We start from the raw sequence: 16,111 nt of genomic DNA on the forward strand, positions 1-16,111 counted from the left end.
GTTACCCGCAGACGATTTCCTGCGGTTCAAACCGGTGGGGATTCAGTTAATTAACGCCCCGCCCTCAATATCAATGACCGACCCCGTGACAAAGGGATTGTCCATGGCGAAGAGATATCCTTGCGCGATGTCCTCCGCCCTTCCCCAGGCTTTGGCTGGCAGGGTATCCGCCGCGCCGGCGAGCATTTTTTCCCGCGCGGCGGCGTCCATCCCCGCATACGCTTCCGTGTCGGTCAGCCCCGGACTCACGACGTTGACGCGCAGCGGGGAAAGCTCCTTCGCCAGCACTTTTGTCGCGGCCTCAATGGCGGCATTCATCGTGGTTTTTACGATGGCGCCCGCCACGGTGCGGCGCGCCACAAAGCCGCTGGTGAAGGTCAGCGTACCGCGGGGAGCGATGTTCCCGCTGAGATAGCGGGCGACATTGAGGCTTCCCCAAAATTTTGTATCAAAGGCCACTCTTGCCGCACGGAGATCCAGCCCGGAAAGCAGCCCGCCCGGCGCCTGTGAACCCGCCGTGACGACAATATTACTGACCTCGCCCAGCGTTTCACTGAGCGCAACAAGCTCTGCCTCACGGCTGATATCCAGCACGAGGGTGCTAACAGACGCGGCATGAGCGCTCAGTCGTTGCCGTGCCGCGTCCAGTTTCGCGCTGTCGCGCCCCGCAAGAATAATCTCCTCGCCGCGCCCGGTAAGCAGAGTGCCCACGGCGAAACCGATGCCGGAAGCGCCGCCGATAATTAAGGTTTTACGGGTCATAACGTTTCCTCCTCCAGGGTGTACGTTGGGTAATCGGTATATCCCGTCGCGGTGCCGCCAAACAGCGTGGCGGGGTCGCGCACCTGGGCCAGCGGCAAGCGGTGCGCCAGCCGGTGAGGCAAATCCGGGTTGGCAATAAACGGTCGTCCGAAGGCAATCAAATCGGCATAGCCCGCCGCCAGAATTTCTTCGGCTTTTGCAAGGTCATAGTTACCTGCGACGATCAGGGTTCCGCTGAAGGTCTCACGAAGGGATTGACGGAAACGCTCGGGTATCTGCGGCGCGTCGTCCCAGTCGGCTTCCGCCAGGTGGATGAACGCAATCCCCTTTTGTTCGCACCAGGCCGCAAGCGCGAGTATGGCTTCAGAGACCTGCGGGTCGTTCATCCCGCGCTGGGTAATAAACGGCGAAAGACGGATGCCCGTACGTTCGTGACCAATGGCTTCGGCAATCGCGCTTAACACTTCCTGGGCGAAGCGGATCCGGTTCGCCAGCGTGCCGCCGTACTCGTCCGTGCGTTTGTTGGAGGTTTGGCGCAGGAACTGGTCGATCAGATAGCCGTTTCCACCGTGGATCTCCACACCATCAAACCCGGCCTGGACGGCATTCAAAGCGGCCTGGCGATAGTCCGCGACGATGTTCTGAATGTCCTTGCGTGAGAGCGTTCTCGGCTGCGGGCAGTCAACCATCTCGCCTTCACCACGCTCATTCACCACCCACACCTGCGCGTCCGGGGCCAGCGCTGACGGGGCGACGGGCTGACCGTCCGGGTGAAAACTGGCGTGCGACATTCGCCCAACGTGCCAGAGCTGAGAAAAAATGACGCCGCCCGCCTGATGCACGGCCCCCGTCGTGAGCTGCCATCCTGAAACCTGCTCCGGCGAATGGATGCCGGGCGTCCAGGAGTATCCCTGACCCTGAGGCGAGATCTGCGTGGCTTCGGTGATGATTAACCCCGCGCTGGCCCGCTGCCGGTAATACTCGGCCATCAGCGCGGAGGGAATGTTGCCCGGCTGAAGGGAGCGCGCGCGGGTCATCGGTGCCATGACGATACGATTTTTCAGCTCTAACTGACCCAGCCTGTAACGTTCAAAGAGTGAGGTAGGTTTCATGTTTTCATCCCTTATGGTTTGGATGAAATCACTTTACAGTCGGCATCTGATTTTGATAATTACGATAAAAATAGATGCACTTTTCGGAAAAAATGAATAATGGGTAAACTCGAAGACATGGCCTTACTGGTGGAAGTCGCCAGGGCCGGAAGTCTTTCCGCCGCCGGACGACGCCTGTCGCTTTCCCCTGCCACCATGACGGCCAGGCTGAAGGCGATTGAGGAGCGTTACCAGACGCGGCTGTTTCATCGCTCCACGCGATCCCTCACCCTGACCCGCGCAGGCGAAGAGTTTTACCACGCCGCGCTGCGCGTGCTGGAAGAGGTGCATCACGCCGAGTCGCTGCTGACGCAAAAAGAGGGCGTGCTCAGCGGCAACATTCGCCTTTCCTCTCCCTCGGACTTTGGCAGACAGTATCTCAGCCCTGCCGTCATTGAATTTTCCCGACGCCATCCTGCCGTAAAATTTTACATCTCGCTAAAAGAACACGTTGAGGATCTGGTTGCTAACCGGCTGGATATGAGCGTGCGTTTCGGTAACCTGCCGGACAGCAGCCTTGTCGTCAGAAACATCCGCCCGAACCATCGGGTGCTGGTTGCCTCCGGGGCGTATCTTAACGACCACGGCATCCCCGCCACGTTTGCAGATTTAGTCCGACACCGGTGCCTGGCGCTGGAGTCTCAGGGCGTGGTGATGAACGAATGGCGTTTTGAAAAAGAGGGAGAGGAAAACATTGTACGCGTCGAGCCCGCCATGGTGTGCGACGACGGCGCAGTGCTTCGTCAGTGGGCGCTCAGCGGGGCCGGCATCGCGGGGAAATCGTGGTGGGACGTCAAAGACGACGTTGAGGCCGGAAGACTCACGGTGCTGTTTGCCGACAGCTTCACCGGCTTTAGCCGATACGATCGCAAAGATGTCGGGCTGCAGTTTGTTTATCCGCAGCGCAAGCTGCAGCCGCTTCAGGTTACGGCGTTCAGCCAGTTTTTTCTCGACTGGCTAAAAGAACATTAATTTGTCGCCAAAATAAGAGACAGCGCCCATTTCGGTGCCCCCCTCAGGACTACCCTGAGAGCGGTTTTCAGGAGGAACAAAACATGAAAAAGCTTCTGATATGTTGTTTGTTTGGTAATACCGCAAACTCCCTCGCCAAAAAGATGCAGTCTCTGGCAGAACGCGAAGGCTATCCGCTGATGATTAGCGCTGTAGGGCTGGATAACTTCGCCAGCGTCGCTCCCGCCTTCGATGGGTTTCTCATCGCACCGCACATTCAGTACAAACTCGATGAGATAAAAGAAACGGTGGGTAATACGCGTTCACTCGCCATCGTTGAGAGTCTTCCCTATGCCTCTCTGGACGCGAGGAAGGTATTGGATTTCGTAAAGGAACAGATGCCTGAACTGGCTGCCTGAAATATAAGGCCGCATCGGTTCTGCGGCCTCCTCTCACCCGCCGATCAAAACACGGTTTCCTCGGACATTCTGATCATATTGCGTCCACTCTCGGCTTAAGCAAAAAAGGTCTTTGCTCAGCGCAAGGGAACTGCGCTGAAACCCTCGCTTATCGTCGGCAGATAGATGCCATAGTGCGCGAAAAACAGTGATACACTTACCCCACCGGGTTGATCGTCCCATCTGAAGGGCTCATGATCAATGACGGTAACCAAAGTACTAAATGGTCACTCGTTGTTAATCGTCGCCTGTCGCGCTAAGCTTACATAATGACTAAAACTATGAACGCCCCATCAATACGTGGTCCGCTTGACCACTCTGTCAGAGAGCAAATCGTCGAAGCGGCTTTTGAGCACTTCGGTCACTACGGCTATGAAAAAACCACCGTCGCCGAGCTGGCGAAATCGATCGGTTTTTCAAAGTCCTACATTTATAAGTTCTTCGATTCCAAACAGGCTATCGGCGAGGTGATCTGCGCTAACCGCCTGGAGCTGATCATGGCGGCAGTGCTTTCCGCCCTTGAGGGTGCACCGTCAGCAAGCGAAAAATTACGCCGGCTCTTCAAAGCGCTTACCGAGGCAGGAAGCGAGCTGTTTTTCCACGATCGCAAGCTTTACGACATCGCCGCCGTCGCCGCGCGCGAGCAGTGGCCGTCGACAGAACGGTATGCTGAAAGCCTGATGAAGCTGATTGAGAGCATCATTATCGAAGGCAGGCAGGCCGGAGAGTTTGAAAGAAAAACGCCGCTGGATGAGGTCACTCAGGCCATCCACATGGTGATGTGTCCTTTTATTAATCCCGTTCAGTTGCAGTACAACCTTGAAATGGCCCCTGCTGCCGCGGTGCTTCTCTCCTCACTGATATTAAGAAGCCTGGCCCCCTAATTTGTGACCATTGACATTATTGGTCACTAGTCAGAGAATGCGGATACCGTCCTGTTACTTCAATAAGGTTTCCCATGCTCAGGCTCACTTCAGCCCGCGTTGCCGTATGTCTTCTGCCGTTTGCCCTGGTGGCGTGCGGCGATAATTCCGCGAGTGACGATCCGCGCACTAAGCCACCGCTTGTCAGATCAGCCTCTGTCGAGATGGCGAACCCTGCCGCCCGCGCCTTCACGGGCGTGGTGGTGGCCAGAACGCAAAGCGACCTGGGCTTCAGGGTTCAGGGAAAAATCCTCGAACGCCTGGTGGATACCGGGCAGACCGTCAGACAGGGACAGCCTTTGCTGCGTCTCGATCCTGTTGACCTGAAATTACAGGCCCAGGCGCAGCAGCGCGCGGTGGATGCTGCCCAGGCGCGGGCGAGAAAAGCCACCAGCGATGAGGCGCGTTATCGCGGCCTGGTGGCGTCCGGCGCGGTTTCCGCCTCGGAGTACGATCAGATTAAAGCGGCGGCCGATACGGCCCGGGCGGATCTCAGCGCTGCCCGCGCGCAGGCCAACGTGGCGCAAAACGCCACGGGCTATGCCGTACTGCTGGCGGATTCAGACGGCGTGGTGATGGAGACGCTCGCCGAACCCGGTCAGGTCGTTAGCGCCGGGCAGGTCGTCATCCGCCTTGCCAGAGCAGGACAGCGCGAAGCGCTTGTCCAGCTTCCGGAGACGCTGCGCCCTGCCGTGGGCAGCGAAGCGCAGGCCACGCTTTATGGCAGTGAACAACACCCGGTCACCGCGACGTTGCGCCTGCTGTCTGACTCCGCGGATGCCACAACCCGCACGTATGAAGCCCGCTACGTGCTGGATGGTCAGTTGGCGAACGCGCCGCTGGGGGCGACCGTCACGCTCAGCATTGAAGACGCGAAAACGGAAGATCAGGCGATGCAGGTCCCGCTGGCCTCACTCTACGATGCGGGTAAAGGGCCTGGCGTCTGGCGCATTTCCGCCCAGCCAGAAAAGGTCACATGGACGCCGGTTAAGGTGCTGAGCGTGGGCGAAGATGCGGTCCAGGTCACGGGTGGCGTGAAGCCTGGGGAGAAGATCGTTGCGTTAGGCGCCCATCTTCTGCACGAAGGTGAAGTTGTCAGGCTGGCAGAACAGCGCCATGCCGCTCCGGCGGAGAATGCGCCATGAGCCAACGTCACTTCAACCTGTCAGCGCTGGCCGTCCGCGAGCGTTCCGTCACGCTCTTTCTGATCGTTCTGGTGACGATTGCCGGTATTTACGCTTTTTTTGGACTGGGACGCGCGGAAGATCCGCCCTTCACCGTGAAGCAGATGACGGCGATCGCCGTCTGGCCGGGCGCAACCGCGCAGGAGATCCAGGATCAGGTGACCGAACCGCTGGAAAAGCGCCTGCAGGAGCTCAAATGGTATGACCGTACGGAAACCTACACCCGCCCCGGCATGGCGTATATCACCTTGTCACTGCAGGACAAAACCCCGCCTTCTGAAGTGCAGGAGGAGTTCTATCAGGCGCGTAAGAAGCTTGGTGATGAATCCCTGCGTCTTCCGGCGGGCGTCATTGGCCCGATGATCAATGATGAATTCTCGGATGTCACCTTTGCCCTCTTTGCCCTGAAAGCAAAAGGCGAACCGCAGCGGCAGCTGGTACGCGATGCCGAAGGCCTGCGACAGCAGCTTCTGCACGTTCCCGGCGTGAAGAAAGTGAACATTATCGGCGAACAGGCCGAGCGGATTTATATCGCCTTCTCCCATGACCGTCTGGCGACGATGGGCCTCTCACCGCAGGATATTTTCAATGCCCTCAATAGCCAGAACGCCCTGGCCGCGGCGGGAGCCATTGAGACCCGGGGCGCGCAGATTTTTATCCGCCTGGATGGCGCGTTCGATGAACTGCAGAAAATCCGCGATACGCCTTTAGTCGCCAAGGGCAAAACGCTCACGCTGTCTGATGTGGCAACGGTTGAACGAGGCTACGAAGATCCCCCGACGATGCTGATACGCAATCAGCATGAACCCGCCCTGCTGCTGGGCATTGTCATGCGTGAGGGCTGGAACGGCCTGGCGCTGGGTAAAGCGCTGGATGCGGAAACGGCGAAAATCAACGATAGCCTGCCGCTTGGCATGACCCTGACCAAAGTCACCGACCAGTCCGTGAATATCCGCTCGTCTGTCGATGAGTTTATGATCAAATTCTTCGTCGCCCTGCTTGTGGTCATGGTGGTCTGTTTTGTCAGCATGGGCTGGCGCGTGGGGGTGGTAGTTGCCGCGGCGGTACCGCTGACGCTGGCGGTCGTTTTCGTGGTGATGGAAGCCGCGGGAATAAACTTTGACCGCGTCACGCTGGGCTCCCTGATCCTCGCCCTCGGTCTGCTGGTTGACGATGCCATTATCGCCATCGAAATGATGGTGGTGAAGATGGAGGAAGGTTACGACAGAATCAAAGCCTCGGCCTACGCCTGGAGCCACACCGCCGCGCCGATGCTGGCCGGAACCCTGGTGACGGCCATTGGCTTTATGCCGAATGGTTTTGCCCAGTCGACCGCCGGGGAATACACCAGCAATATGTTCTGGATTGTCGGCCTCGCCCTGATTGCCTCATGGTTTGTGGCGGTGGTGTTCACACCGTATCTTGGGGTGAAGATCCTGCCGGCGATCCCCAAAGTGGAAGGCGGCCATGCTGCCATCTATAACACCCCCCGCTATAACCGTTTTCGCCAGCTCCTTGGCCGCGTTATTGCCAGAAAATGGCGCGTGGCCGGGTCCGTGGTCGCCATTTTCATTCTGGCCGTGCTTGGCATGGGGCTGGTAAAAAAACAGTTCTTCCCGACCTCCGATCGCCCGGAAGTACTGGTTGAAGTACAGATGCCTTATGGCACCTCGATTGCGCAAACCAGCGCCGCAACCGCAAAAATAGAAGCATGGCTGGGCCAGCAGCCGGAAGCCAAAATCGTCACGGCCTATATTGGTCAGGGCTCGCCCCGTTTCTATCTGGCAATGGCTCCCGAGCTGCCCGATCCCTCTTTTGCGAAAATCGTGATCCTGACGGACAGCGAGACGTCACGCGAGGCGCTTAAGTTCAGGCTCAGGGAGGCCGTCGCCAGCGGTCTTGCGCCCGAAGCCCGCGTGCGGGTGACACAGCTGGTGTTTGGCCCCTATTCGCCCTTCCCGGTTGCCTGGCGCGTGTCGGGGCCGGACGTCAAACAGGTACAGGACATCGCCGAACGGGTGAAAGCCGTGCTTCAGGCAAGCCCGATGATGCGAACCGTCAACACTGACTGGGGGTCACGCGTTCCGGTATTGCATTTCACTCTCGATCAGAACCGTCTGCAGGCGACCGGCTTAACCTCCAGCGCCGTTGCCGAGCAGCTTCAGTTCCTGTTATCAGGCGTACCTGTCACCTCCGTGCGGGAAGATATTCGATCGGTAGACGTCGTTGCCCGCGCGGCGGGTGGTATCCGCCTTGACCCGGCAAAAATCGAAGGCTTTACCCTGGTCGGCAATGCGGGACAGCGCGTGCCGCTGTCTCAAATCGGCAGGATTGAGATCGGCATGGAAGACCCGATCCTGCGCCGCCGCGATCGCACCCCCACGATTACCGTACGGGGTGATATCGCCGACAATCTTCAGCCGCCGGACGTGTCTGTCGCCATCATGAAGCAGCTCCAGCCGATCGCCGATGCGCTACCGGCCGGCTACCGTATCGACATGGCGGGTTCGATTGAGGAATCGGGTAAAGCCACGCAGGCCATGTTACCGCTGTTCCCGATCATGATTGCCCTGACGCTGCTGATCATCATTTTGCAGGTGCGCTCACTCTCCGCGATGGTCATGGTGTTCTTAACCGCGCCGCTGGGGCTGATTGGCGTCGTGCCGACTCTGCTGATATTTAATCAGCCGTTTGGCATCAACGCGCTGGTCGGTTTGATCGCCCTCTCCGGCATTCTGATGCGCAATACGCTGATTCTGATCGGTCAGATCGATCATAACCAGAAGGACGGCCTCGATCCGTTCCAGGCGGTGGTCGAGGCGACGGTCCAGCGAGCGCGACCGGTCTTACTCACCGCCATGGCGGCCGTGCTGGCGTTCATTCCCCTGACGCATTCGGTGTTCTGGGGCACGCTGGCTTGGACGCTGATCGGCGGAACGCTGGGCGGGACGATCATTACCCTCGTCTTCCTGCCCGCGATGTATGCGATCTGGTTTCGGATCCGCCCGGTTGAACAACGCGTTCAGCACGGCACGGAAAACGTGTAAACTACCATTGGTAGATAACTAATCTGAGGAAAGCATGGTTGTTAAGCGCTTAAGAAAAGAGGACCGCCGCGTGCAGCTGCTGGAGGTTGCGCGTGGAATCGTGCGTCAGCAAGGCACCGAGGCGTTGACCCTTGGCTATCTGGCAGAACGGGCCAACGTGACCAAGCCCATCCCCTACGACCACTTTGGCGATCGCGAAGGGCTGCTGATGGCGCTGTATCAGGACTATAGCGATCGGCAACTGGCGAAATTCCGCGAGACGCTGGCGGTTGACAGCAAAACGCTGGAGAAGACCATCCGCTTTTTCAGCGCGGCCTATATCGACTGTGCCATTGCCGCCGGGCCTGAAACCGGGCCAATCGCCGCGGCGCTGTCCGGTTCTCGCGCGCTGCAGACGTTCCGGGAAGCATGCGTGGCCGAATGTGCCGACTGCCTGCGCACCGCGCTTTCGCCTTTTATCGTCTTAAAAGGCGTTCAGGGGGAAGCGGTACTGACGGCCATCATTGGCGCTGCGGAGGCGCTCAGCACCGCGGCGGGCAACGGCGTGCTCGCCCGAAATGTGGCAGAAGATACGCTCAGCGGCGCCATGACCGGCGTGCTTGCGACCTACGCGAATAGCACAAAATGATCGCCGGGGGTGGATTGACACTTAAGTTACCAATAGTAACATAGGCATCTCTTCTCCCCCATTTTGAGGTTGCTATGTCTGCTACAAATGCCATGAGTAACGCGCTGATCGTGACGGCTCACCCTGTCGACACGTCCTTGTCCCATTCACTGGCCGCCCGCATTGCCGGAAAATTACGCGAGGAAGGTATGCAGGTTGAGTTCGCCGATCTGCATGCTGAAGGGTTTAATCCGGCCATGTCTCGCGCCGATCTTGACTTGTATCACGGGGATCCGAGCGCCCTCCCCGACGATATTCTGCGCGAGCAGCAGCGCGTCGAGCGTGCGGATATGCTGGTGTTTGTCTTCCCGGTGTACTGGTGGTCGGTTCCCGCGCTGTTGAAAGGCTGGTTCGACCGCGTATTGACCCTGAACTGGGCGTATAAGGTGGCTGACGACGGCCGGATCGTGGGTAATTTACGGGATGTTCCCGTTCGCCTGATTGCCACTGGCGGTAGCGATCTCACCGGGTTTGATAAACACGGCTATTCGACGGCGATTCAGACGCAGATAATCGAAGGGGTATTTGGCTTCTGCGGGTTGAAGAACGTTAAGCTCGATATCCTTTACCAGGCAGACACGGCGACGCCCGAGCAGGTTGACGAATTCATGAACGAGATCGGTAACCTAAAATAATATCGGCTATCCAGCCAGCAACGGCGTGCCTCCTTCGCCATAAGGAGGCACGAGTTCTCGATGTTACTAACTGTGAGGGATCCTGCTGGCAAACCGGAACTCTCTTTCTTGTGATTATTCAAAAAATAACGAGAAAAGGCCTATCGTCATCACTACACTCATAATCACCTGAATCAAAATAATAAAAAAAGCGATCCCACCCAATACCGTGATTTTTCGACGCAGAATGAAAGTTATGCCCGAAAGTACAGCACTGAACAGAATGGCTTTAAGTATATAGGAAAGCGGCACCATGGCCGGGTGACCGGTCTGTACTCCAGCAAGCCCAATGAGACCCAGTAGAAAATTACCGCAAAGTCCCCATCCCCAGAAAGTCATCGGTAAGCTCATCTGCCCCGCGACTAATCTTTTCAACATACGCACATCCTTTTTGTGATTTTTTATCGAAACACAACGGTTTTTATCCAGTCTCTCGCACTGTTGGATTGTGCAATAAGTCGAGCCGACAAATACGCAACTACCAAATATGCTGATATGATTTTGTTCATCTTTACATGCATATTGATGGTATTGAAAAGAACTATCGGCAGCAAATTTTTAAAGTTTAACGGCTCGTCCGGATATGACTTAAAAGATATATCAGCGAAGGTCATAATATGTTTACGTCAGTTCAGCCAACAACCACCCTCACCACCACCGGACCCTTCGGCGGCGTGAGTGTATCTGTAGCAAACGACTGACAAACAGAACCTCAATCCCCGCCGACATGGACGGGGAAATCTCTCTCCGTTCACCACCCTCTGAATGGAGAAAGAAAATGGTTTCATCTGACAATGCTCTCTTGATTATCGACATGCAGCAGGGCCTCTTTCGGGGCCCGGTTTCCCCTCGCTCCGCCGATGCCGTTCTGGCCAATATCCGCTTGTTAATCGCCAACGCCCGAGACGCGCAGGTGCCCGTCTTTTTTGCCCGCCATATTGGGCCTGACGGCTCCCCCTTCTCAGAAAAGGGGCCGTTAACCCAGCTGATACCTGAACTGGACGTGAAGGAGCAGGACGTTGTTTTCACCAAGCGCTATCCCAGCTGTTTTCGGGATACGGTATTGCTGCGAGAACTTAATCAGCGAGGTATTAAACAGCTGGTCATTGCCGGGATGAAAACAGAGTTTTGCGTCGATACGACCTGCCGGGCCGCACCGGAACTAGGTTTCAGGACGGTATTAATTTCAGATGCGCATACCACAATGGATAATGACTATTTATCCGCCAGCGACATTATTGCCCATCACAACAGCACGCTGGCAGGCCCGTTCGTGACGTTCTCGACTGCTCGTGACTGGCTTTTTAATACGGTGAGTTGACTCGCGTGAGCGCTTATCTCTTTACCCGGCTCGCCTTTCCGCGCGCCGGGCACATAAGAGAATAATTACAGGGTAAACCCACCGTCACCCACCTGTGCCTGAGCATACCATCGCATCAGCTTCTCGGTGCCAGGCTCGTTTTCTGCCGGTGACCATGGGGCGGTATCATGCTCGGGCACGGGCTGATACCCCCCGTGTTTAACCTCAAAAATGACGCCACCTTTATCCAGCGACAGCACGGCATGCCAGGTTCCGGCATCCATCTCCAGCACTTTACACTCTTCACCTAACACCACACGCCGGGTCACGTTGCCGCTGTCGTCAAAATTCAGCACCAGAAAGCGACCGCTCAGCGCCGTCAGCAGTTCAAAGGTGTGAGGATGGCGATGGGGGCGAACATAGGTACCAGGTTCCATTGCAATGGCCAGGCGCTGCACCGGGTCGCTCAGTTCAGGGTGTAAATTACGATGGGCGCGTAAGCGAGGAGAATGTGCGGCCTGCTCGCTTTGCTGCTGCAGGTCACTGAAAGTAATTTGTTTCATATACACCTTTAGGAATGTGGGCTGTCTACGGCAACCCGATTGCCGCAAGACGTTATACCATCCTGAACGGTCGAGGAGCGATGGGATTTGTGAAACAAATCACTGCCGGGTGAGTGGTCAATCCCCCGGCAGGAAGCTCATCAGTAGAACTGACATGAAAACCGCCATTCCCCTTCTGATGACCGGTGAAAGTAACCGATACCGTTATCCGCCCACATCCAGTTTACTTTTTCTTCTGACCCAACCTGAAAAACAAACTCTTCGATTCCCACACCGTGTTGTATCTCAGTCGGAAATCCCCCTACCTTGGTTCCCCTGTAGCGATTGAAATCTTCAAAAAAACTATCACTGGCCTGCTCATCATCATTTGCGCAAGAGAGATCAATAATATCCCAGGCATCTTCCCATCCAGGTGCATCGTCAATGACACTCAGCCATTGAACTGGAAACGGCCGATACGGTGTGTCCAATTCAGGCAATGGCTGAAGCCCTTCGAGGGTGGCATACTCGCGAATTAACCATCCTTCACCGTGCGGTTCGTCAAAGGGATGTTGTTCCAAATTGTGAAACAACACCAGAAGGGCTATGCCCTTCAACTGGTCAGGAATAACAGGAAGCTCGTCGATCCTGATCTGAAGAAGTGGAAACATTGGTTTGCCCTTCCAGGTGGGTAATCCTTCATCTACGCGAGAAACGCCCTTCAGAAACCATGACGTAATGGGATCTTCAGGCGGCCGAAACCCACCGACCTGCGCGACCGATGCGGGTCTTAGCCTGGTCCGGAGTTCTTCTAAAACTGACGCACTCTCTAATCTCATGTTTGCTCGCCTCTGTAGACGCTTGTCGGATAGATATTCTGCTGTTCATTGTAAGTTAATCATCACATCTGGAGAATCTCATTGAATAATAAAACCTATGTTGAGTAAAACTCACATTGATTCCCACTATTTCTCGTTTTTCAAACCTGATCGCATTGAAATACCATCCCTTCATTCCCAATCTCTTCCTGACCTGGAACAGGGAGCGAAACTCAAATAATAAATACACCTGCAAGTCTATGGAGTACGTATGACACTCGATGTCTTATTTCATCTAATGAAAATGATCTCACCTGAAAAAAACATCGCGGGTGAAAATATACATGCGTTAATAACGTTACTTTCGTCAGAAGGCGATAGCGCTGAGGTGCTTTCACCCTTTATTCATCGCCTGCATCTTCTGTCTTTCGCTCAAAGCAATCCGCGTAACGCCGAAGAGTTACTCTCTGCGCATTTACCCAAAGACGACGGGATCCTTCCGGTTCTGAACTTCGCGGACTGGCCCCGGGTGCGTTACGTGGGGTCAGGTGAAGTTCAGACGCCTGAATCTGAGAAGTACTTCCGTGAAATGACATCGGCTACCAATCTGTTACGTTCTGCGCTGATCGAAGCTGAACGCGCAAAGGGAACGCCCGCTCTTTATATACTGGATAAATTACTCAATCTGAACAGCGCCCTGCCGGAAAGATATAAAAAGATGGCAAATATTCCCTACGCATAAATACGTTCACTATGCGGAATATCTCCCTGTTAATATTCCGCTATTTATTAAATCCGCTTTTCATTGAAATCAAGACAGACAATATCCAAAGAGGGCACCACTGGCGCATTAAGGTTAAGCCAGGTCAGCAACCGTTCAATACTCTGTCCTCTGAGCGAATTTTTGGGCCAGACAAGGTAGTAACCGTCCCCTGTTGCTATCGCCTCCCTGAAGGGCAGCGCGAGAAGGCCGCTTTTCAACGCGTCGAGCGTGAGCCGGAGATCGGCCATCGCTACGCCGTGTCCGTGCATGGCAGCAAGGCTTCCCTGCTCCAGGGTGTCGAACACGATCCCACCGCTCATGTCGAGGCCGGGGAATAAGCCCGTCCTTTTCAGCCAGCGCTTCCAGTCCCGTCTGTCCGGTGACGGATGAATAAGATCGCATTCTGGAAGCTGATGCCGGGCAGGCTCCAGCAAAGACGGCGTACAAACCGGAATAAGCCATTCGCTGAACAGCAGCCGGCTCTCCGTTGACTCGCCGAAATAACCGTTACCGAGGAGGATCGCACAATCGTAGGGCTCGCGGCTGAAGTCAACGGTGTCGAAGTCCATCCAGACGCTGGCGATTTCGATTTTCGGCTTCGCGTGGTTCTCGCGAAAGGATTTAAGCACATTGAGGAGCCATCGCATCGTCAGGGTGCTGGGGGCTTTGAGGCGCAGAAGGTGGTTTTCACTTTTGAATGCGCGACAGGCCCACTCAATATTCGAGAAACTTTCGCTAAGCTGCCCGGCCAGAATGCGCCCGGCGTCGCTGACCTCCACTCTCGGACCCTGCCGTTTAAACAGCTCGCAGTCAAACCACATTTCAAGCGTCCGGACATGCCTGCTGACCGCCCCCGGCGTGATATTCAGGACTTCAGCCGCTTTGCTAAAGGAGTTCAGCCGTGCGGCAGCTTCGAACGCGCGCAGCGCATACAGTGGCGGTAAAGACATATGTTCCCTTTTTGTCAGGTGTAATCATGCAGGTTTTGTATTATCGGCACTCGGTGACGTTTCATCCCATTCCTCAGCCGGAAACGTCAGCAGCAGCACCCTGAGCAGGGACTCAAGCTGCGCGCGTTGCGCCTCAGAGAGGTTTCTCAGCAGCGCATTTTGCGTTTCCGTGTGTACGAGCAGCGCCTGTTCGATACGCTCCTGCCCGTGCGGCGTCAGGCTGACGAGCGAGCTGCGCTTGTCATCAGGATCGGCAATCCGCCTGATAAGGCCTTGTTGTTCAAGATGGTTGAGCCGGTTCGTCATCGCCCCTGAGGTGATCAACAGGGATGTATACAGTTGCGTGGGCGAAAGGCAGTACGGCTCCCCGGCGCGACGCAGCGTGGCGAGGACGTCAAACTCGCCCTCACGAAAGCCAAACGGCGCCATGGCCTGCGCGCGTTCTTTTCCCAGGTGCTTCATCAGCCTGAGCATTCGGCCAAAAATTTTCATCGACGAGGCGTCCAGCTCAGGCATGGCGCTGCTCCACTGGCCGACAACGAAGTCTACATGGTCTTTCATCTTCACCCCGGATGGCGTGGCAATTTATCGAGTTGTGCGGTACATCTTACACTAAAACAGATTTTATCTTAACGTTAAGATAAATGCTCGCGGCAATTTGCCTGGGCCATTCACAACCGAAAAGGATGCCATGTTGAAACGTACATCACCGTTACTCTTCGCCGTTATCGCTTTTATCGTCGGGCTGAACCTGCGCCCCATTCTGGCCTCGGTCGGCCCTCTTTTCTCCGTGCTGCAGCGCGAAGCGGGGCTGACCGCGACGCAATTCAGCCTGCTGACTACCCTGCCGGTGGCGATGATGGGACTGGCTGCCCTGTGTGGCCCCTGGCTTTTAGCCAGGATCGGTGCCGTCAGGGGAATAATGCTCGGGCTGTTCATCCTGCTGGTAGCCTGTTCATTACGCGGTTTTAGCACCTCGCTGACAGGTTTGATGGGCACCGCGTTACTGGGCGGGGCCAGCATCGGCACGATCCAGGCGTTAATGCCTGCCCTGATAAAAAAGGCGTATACGCAAACGGCCAGCACGATCATGTCGCTATTCAGCACGGGCATTATGGCCGGTGCGGCAGTCGCCGCCGCCAGCGCCGAGCCGCTGTTTTCATGGCTCTCGCTCAAGCCCGCGCTGGCTATGGCAGGCGTGCTCGCGCTGCTGGCGCTGATGCTGTGGTTACCCCTGGTTAAACAGCCTCAAGGGGAACAAACAGCACATGAACCCGTTACGCTCTCTTCCTCCCGGACTGGCCTCCTTCTGCTCTTTTTTGGCGTGGGGACGGGTGCCTACACGCTGGTCTTAGCCTGGCTGCCCCCGCTCTATATTCAGGCAGGATGGTCAGCACGCAGCAGCGGCTATATGCTGGCCTGGCTGACCTTAACCGAGGTGGCCGCCGGGTTTGCCGTCTCCGCGCTGATCGGTAAATTCCCCGACCGCCGTGTTCCGCTGATAACTGTACTGTTACTGCTGCTCGCGGGATTACTGTGTCTGGTCTTCTCTCCAGGTACCACGCCGGTCTTATCAACCTTGCTTCTTGGCATCGGTATCGGCGCCCTCTTCCCGCTGTCGCTTATCGTCACGTTCGATCATGCGCGAACGCCCGCGCAGGCCGGGAAGTTACTGTCTAAAGTTCAGGGAGGAGGATATATGATCGCCGCGCTCATGCCGCTAGTTGCAGGGATCGTTCGCGACAGTTCGGTCTCGCTGACCAGCGCCTGGTTAGTGATGAGTGCAGGAGTCGTGCTGTTGATCGTTATCGCGTTCACTTTCAAACCCACCGTGAACGTGCAGGCGCGGTGAATGCGATACCAGAATTGAGAGTCGTATTTCAGAAGGCTCTACGCTAAATTCCATTATTTCAGGCTATTA

General features: G+C 56.2%; 17 protein-coding genes. 10 read left to right on the plus strand and 7 right to left on the minus strand.

From position 1 onward, the window contains the following. Positions 1 to 42 precede the first annotated feature (42 nt). Both BMW97_RS03390 and BMW97_RS03395 read right to left on the minus strand, forming a co-directional pair. Positions 43 to 762 carry an SDR family oxidoreductase gene (locus tag BMW97_RS03390; protein WP_045910460.1) on the minus strand — a complete coding sequence of 240 codons (720 nt, stop codon included), beginning with the start codon at positions 760 to 762 and terminating at the stop codon, positions 43 to 45. Beyond that, complete coding sequence (locus BMW97_RS03395) at positions 759 to 1,874, minus strand: alkene reductase (protein WP_045910459.1); 1,116 nt, start codon at positions 1,872 to 1,874, stop codon at positions 759 to 761. Before BMW97_RS03395 ends, BMW97_RS03390 begins: the two co-directional genes overlap by 4 nt. Before the next feature lie 99 nt (positions 1,875 to 1,973). On the opposite strand from BMW97_RS03395, the gene BMW97_RS03400 reads away from it, so the two are divergent. The 7 genes from BMW97_RS03400 to BMW97_RS03430 all read left to right on the plus strand — a co-directional run bounded on the left by BMW97_RS03400 (position 1,974) and on the right by BMW97_RS03430 (position 9,778). Continuing rightward, positions 1,974 to 2,885 (plus strand): LysR family transcriptional regulator, encoded by a 912-nt coding sequence (locus tag BMW97_RS03400; protein ID WP_045910458.1) that lies wholly within the window; start codon positions 1,974 to 1,976, stop codon positions 2,883 to 2,885. A gap of 83 nt (positions 2,886 to 2,968) precedes the next feature. Beyond that, positions 2,969 to 3,283 carry a PTS sugar transporter subunit IIB gene (locus tag BMW97_RS03405; protein ID WP_045910457.1) on the plus strand — a complete coding sequence of 105 codons (315 nt, stop codon included), beginning with the start codon at positions 2,969 to 2,971 and terminating at the stop codon, positions 3,281 to 3,283. A gap of 308 nt (positions 3,284 to 3,591) precedes the next feature. Further along, positions 3,592 to 4,206 carry a TetR/AcrR family transcriptional regulator gene (locus BMW97_RS03410; protein ID WP_045910456.1) on the plus strand — a complete coding sequence of 205 codons (615 nt, stop codon included), beginning with the start codon at positions 3,592 to 3,594 and terminating at the stop codon, positions 4,204 to 4,206. Positions 4,207 to 4,280: 74 nt separating this feature from the next. After that, a complete protein-coding gene (locus tag BMW97_RS03415) occupies positions 4,281 to 5,390 on the plus strand; it encodes an efflux RND transporter periplasmic adaptor subunit (RefSeq protein ID WP_045910455.1) in 1,110 nt (369 codons plus the stop codon). Beyond that, positions 5,387 to 8,476 carry an efflux RND transporter permease subunit gene (locus BMW97_RS03420; protein WP_090392531.1) on the plus strand — a complete coding sequence of 1,030 codons (3,090 nt, stop codon included), beginning with the start codon at positions 5,387 to 5,389 and terminating at the stop codon, positions 8,474 to 8,476. Before BMW97_RS03415 ends, BMW97_RS03420 begins: the two co-directional genes overlap by 4 nt. Positions 8,477 to 8,510: 34 nt before the next feature. Then, complete coding sequence (locus BMW97_RS03425) at positions 8,511 to 9,104, plus strand: TetR/AcrR family transcriptional regulator (protein WP_045910453.1); 594 nt, start codon at positions 8,511 to 8,513, stop codon at positions 9,102 to 9,104. Positions 9,105 to 9,178: 74 nt separating this feature from the next. Next, positions 9,179 to 9,778, plus strand: a complete 600-nt coding sequence (locus tag BMW97_RS03430; protein WP_045910452.1) for an NAD(P)H-dependent oxidoreductase — start codon at positions 9,179 to 9,181, stop codon at positions 9,776 to 9,778. A gap of 114 nt (positions 9,779 to 9,892) precedes the next feature. On the opposite strand, the gene BMW97_RS03435 is transcribed toward BMW97_RS03430, so the two are convergent. After that, entirely contained in the window at positions 9,893 to 10,195 is a 303-nt protein-coding gene (locus tag BMW97_RS03435) for a hypothetical protein (RefSeq protein WP_045910451.1), read from the minus strand. Positions 10,196 to 10,595: 400 nt separating this feature from the next. Here BMW97_RS03435 and BMW97_RS03440 point away from each other — a divergent pair, with 400 nt between their 5' ends. Next, positions 10,596 to 11,138, plus strand: coding sequence for a cysteine hydrolase family protein (locus BMW97_RS03440; RefSeq protein ID WP_045910450.1), 543 nt, complete (start codon positions 10,596 to 10,598; stop codon positions 11,136 to 11,138). Positions 11,139 to 11,203: 65 nt separating this feature from the next. Here the strand turns inward: BMW97_RS03440 and BMW97_RS03445 are convergent, their stop codons facing one another. After that, the gene (locus BMW97_RS03445) at positions 11,204 to 11,680 is read right to left on the minus strand and encodes a WbuC family cupin fold metalloprotein (protein ID WP_045910449.1); all 477 of its coding nucleotides are present in this window, start codon (positions 11,678 to 11,680) and stop codon (positions 11,204 to 11,206) included. 140 nt (positions 11,681 to 11,820) lie between these two features. After that, positions 11,821 to 12,498: a DUF1963 domain-containing protein gene (locus BMW97_RS03450; RefSeq protein ID WP_045910448.1), complete on the minus strand. Its 678-nt coding sequence runs from the start codon at positions 12,496 to 12,498 to the stop codon at positions 11,821 to 11,823. Positions 12,499 to 12,748: 250 nt separating this feature from the next. On the opposite strand from BMW97_RS03450, the gene BMW97_RS03455 reads away from it, so the two are divergent. Next, complete coding sequence (locus BMW97_RS03455; RefSeq protein WP_045910447.1) at positions 12,749 to 13,219, plus strand: hypothetical protein; 471 nt, start codon at positions 12,749 to 12,751, stop codon at positions 13,217 to 13,219. 47 nt (positions 13,220 to 13,266) lie between these two features. On the opposite strand, the gene BMW97_RS03460 is transcribed toward BMW97_RS03455, so the two are convergent. Together BMW97_RS03460 and BMW97_RS03465 are read right to left on the minus strand one after the other, a co-directional pair. Beyond that, entirely contained in the window at positions 13,267 to 14,190 is a 924-nt protein-coding gene (locus tag BMW97_RS03460; protein ID WP_090392533.1) for a LysR substrate-binding domain-containing protein, read from the minus strand. A gap of 24 nt (positions 14,191 to 14,214) precedes the next feature. Continuing rightward, entirely contained in the window at positions 14,215 to 14,751 is a 537-nt protein-coding gene (locus BMW97_RS03465; protein WP_045910446.1) for a MarR family winged helix-turn-helix transcriptional regulator, read from the minus strand. A gap of 130 nt (positions 14,752 to 14,881) precedes the next feature. Here BMW97_RS03465 and BMW97_RS03470 point away from each other — a divergent pair, with 130 nt between their 5' ends. Continuing rightward, on the plus strand, positions 14,882 to 16,042 hold the full coding sequence (locus BMW97_RS03470; RefSeq protein ID WP_045910445.1) for an MFS transporter: 1,161 nt from the start codon (positions 14,882 to 14,884) through the stop codon (positions 16,040 to 16,042). The last annotated feature ends 69 nt before the right edge of the window (positions 16,043 to 16,111 follow it).

The sequence above is a fragment of the Enterobacter sp. NFIX58 genome (assembly GCF_900110475.1).
Lineage (GTDB): Bacteria > Pseudomonadota > Gammaproteobacteria > Enterobacterales > Enterobacteriaceae > Enterobacter > Enterobacter quasiroggenkampii.

Coding starts and splice junctions, on each gene's coding strand:
- BMW97_RS03410 (WP_045910456.1), top strand. CDS start 3,592: ATGACTAAAACTATGAACGCCCCATCAATACGTGGTCCGCTTGACCAC.
- BMW97_RS03465 (WP_045910446.1), bottom strand. CDS start 14,751: ATGAAAGACCATGTAGACTTCGTTGTCGGCCAGTGGAGCAGCGCCATG.
- BMW97_RS03435 (WP_045910451.1), bottom strand. CDS start 10,195: ATGTTGAAAAGATTAGTCGCGGGGCAGATGAGCTTACCGATGACTTTC.
- BMW97_RS03425 (WP_045910453.1), top strand. CDS start 8,511: ATGGTTGTTAAGCGCTTAAGAAAAGAGGACCGCCGCGTGCAGCTGCTG.
- BMW97_RS03455 (WP_045910447.1), top strand. CDS start 12,749: ATGACACTCGATGTCTTATTTCATCTAATGAAAATGATCTCACCTGAA.
- BMW97_RS03420 (WP_090392531.1), top strand. CDS start 5,387: ATGAGCCAACGTCACTTCAACCTGTCAGCGCTGGCCGTCCGCGAGCGT.
- BMW97_RS03460 (WP_090392533.1), bottom strand. CDS start 14,190: ATGTCTTTACCGCCACTGTATGCGCTGCGCGCGTTCGAAGCTGCCGCA.
- BMW97_RS03470 (WP_045910445.1), top strand. CDS start 14,882: ATGTTGAAACGTACATCACCGTTACTCTTCGCCGTTATCGCTTTTATC.
- BMW97_RS03395 (WP_045910459.1), bottom strand. CDS start 1,874: ATGAAACCTACCTCACTCTTTGAACGTTACAGGCTGGGTCAGTTAGAG.
- BMW97_RS03415 (WP_045910455.1), top strand. CDS start 4,281: ATGCTCAGGCTCACTTCAGCCCGCGTTGCCGTATGTCTTCTGCCGTTT.
- BMW97_RS03400 (WP_045910458.1), top strand. CDS start 1,974: ATGGGTAAACTCGAAGACATGGCCTTACTGGTGGAAGTCGCCAGGGCC.
- BMW97_RS03445 (WP_045910449.1), bottom strand. CDS start 11,680: ATGAAACAAATTACTTTCAGTGACCTGCAGCAGCAAAGCGAGCAGGCC.
- BMW97_RS03450 (WP_045910448.1), bottom strand. CDS start 12,498: ATGAGATTAGAGAGTGCGTCAGTTTTAGAAGAACTCCGGACCAGGCTA.
- BMW97_RS03440 (WP_045910450.1), top strand. CDS start 10,596: ATGGTTTCATCTGACAATGCTCTCTTGATTATCGACATGCAGCAGGGC.
- BMW97_RS03390 (WP_045910460.1), bottom strand. CDS start 762: ATGACCCGTAAAACCTTAATTATCGGCGGCGCTTCCGGCATCGGTTTC.
- BMW97_RS03405 (WP_045910457.1), top strand. CDS start 2,969: ATGAAAAAGCTTCTGATATGTTGTTTGTTTGGTAATACCGCAAACTCC.
- BMW97_RS03430 (WP_045910452.1), top strand. CDS start 9,179: ATGTCTGCTACAAATGCCATGAGTAACGCGCTGATCGTGACGGCTCAC.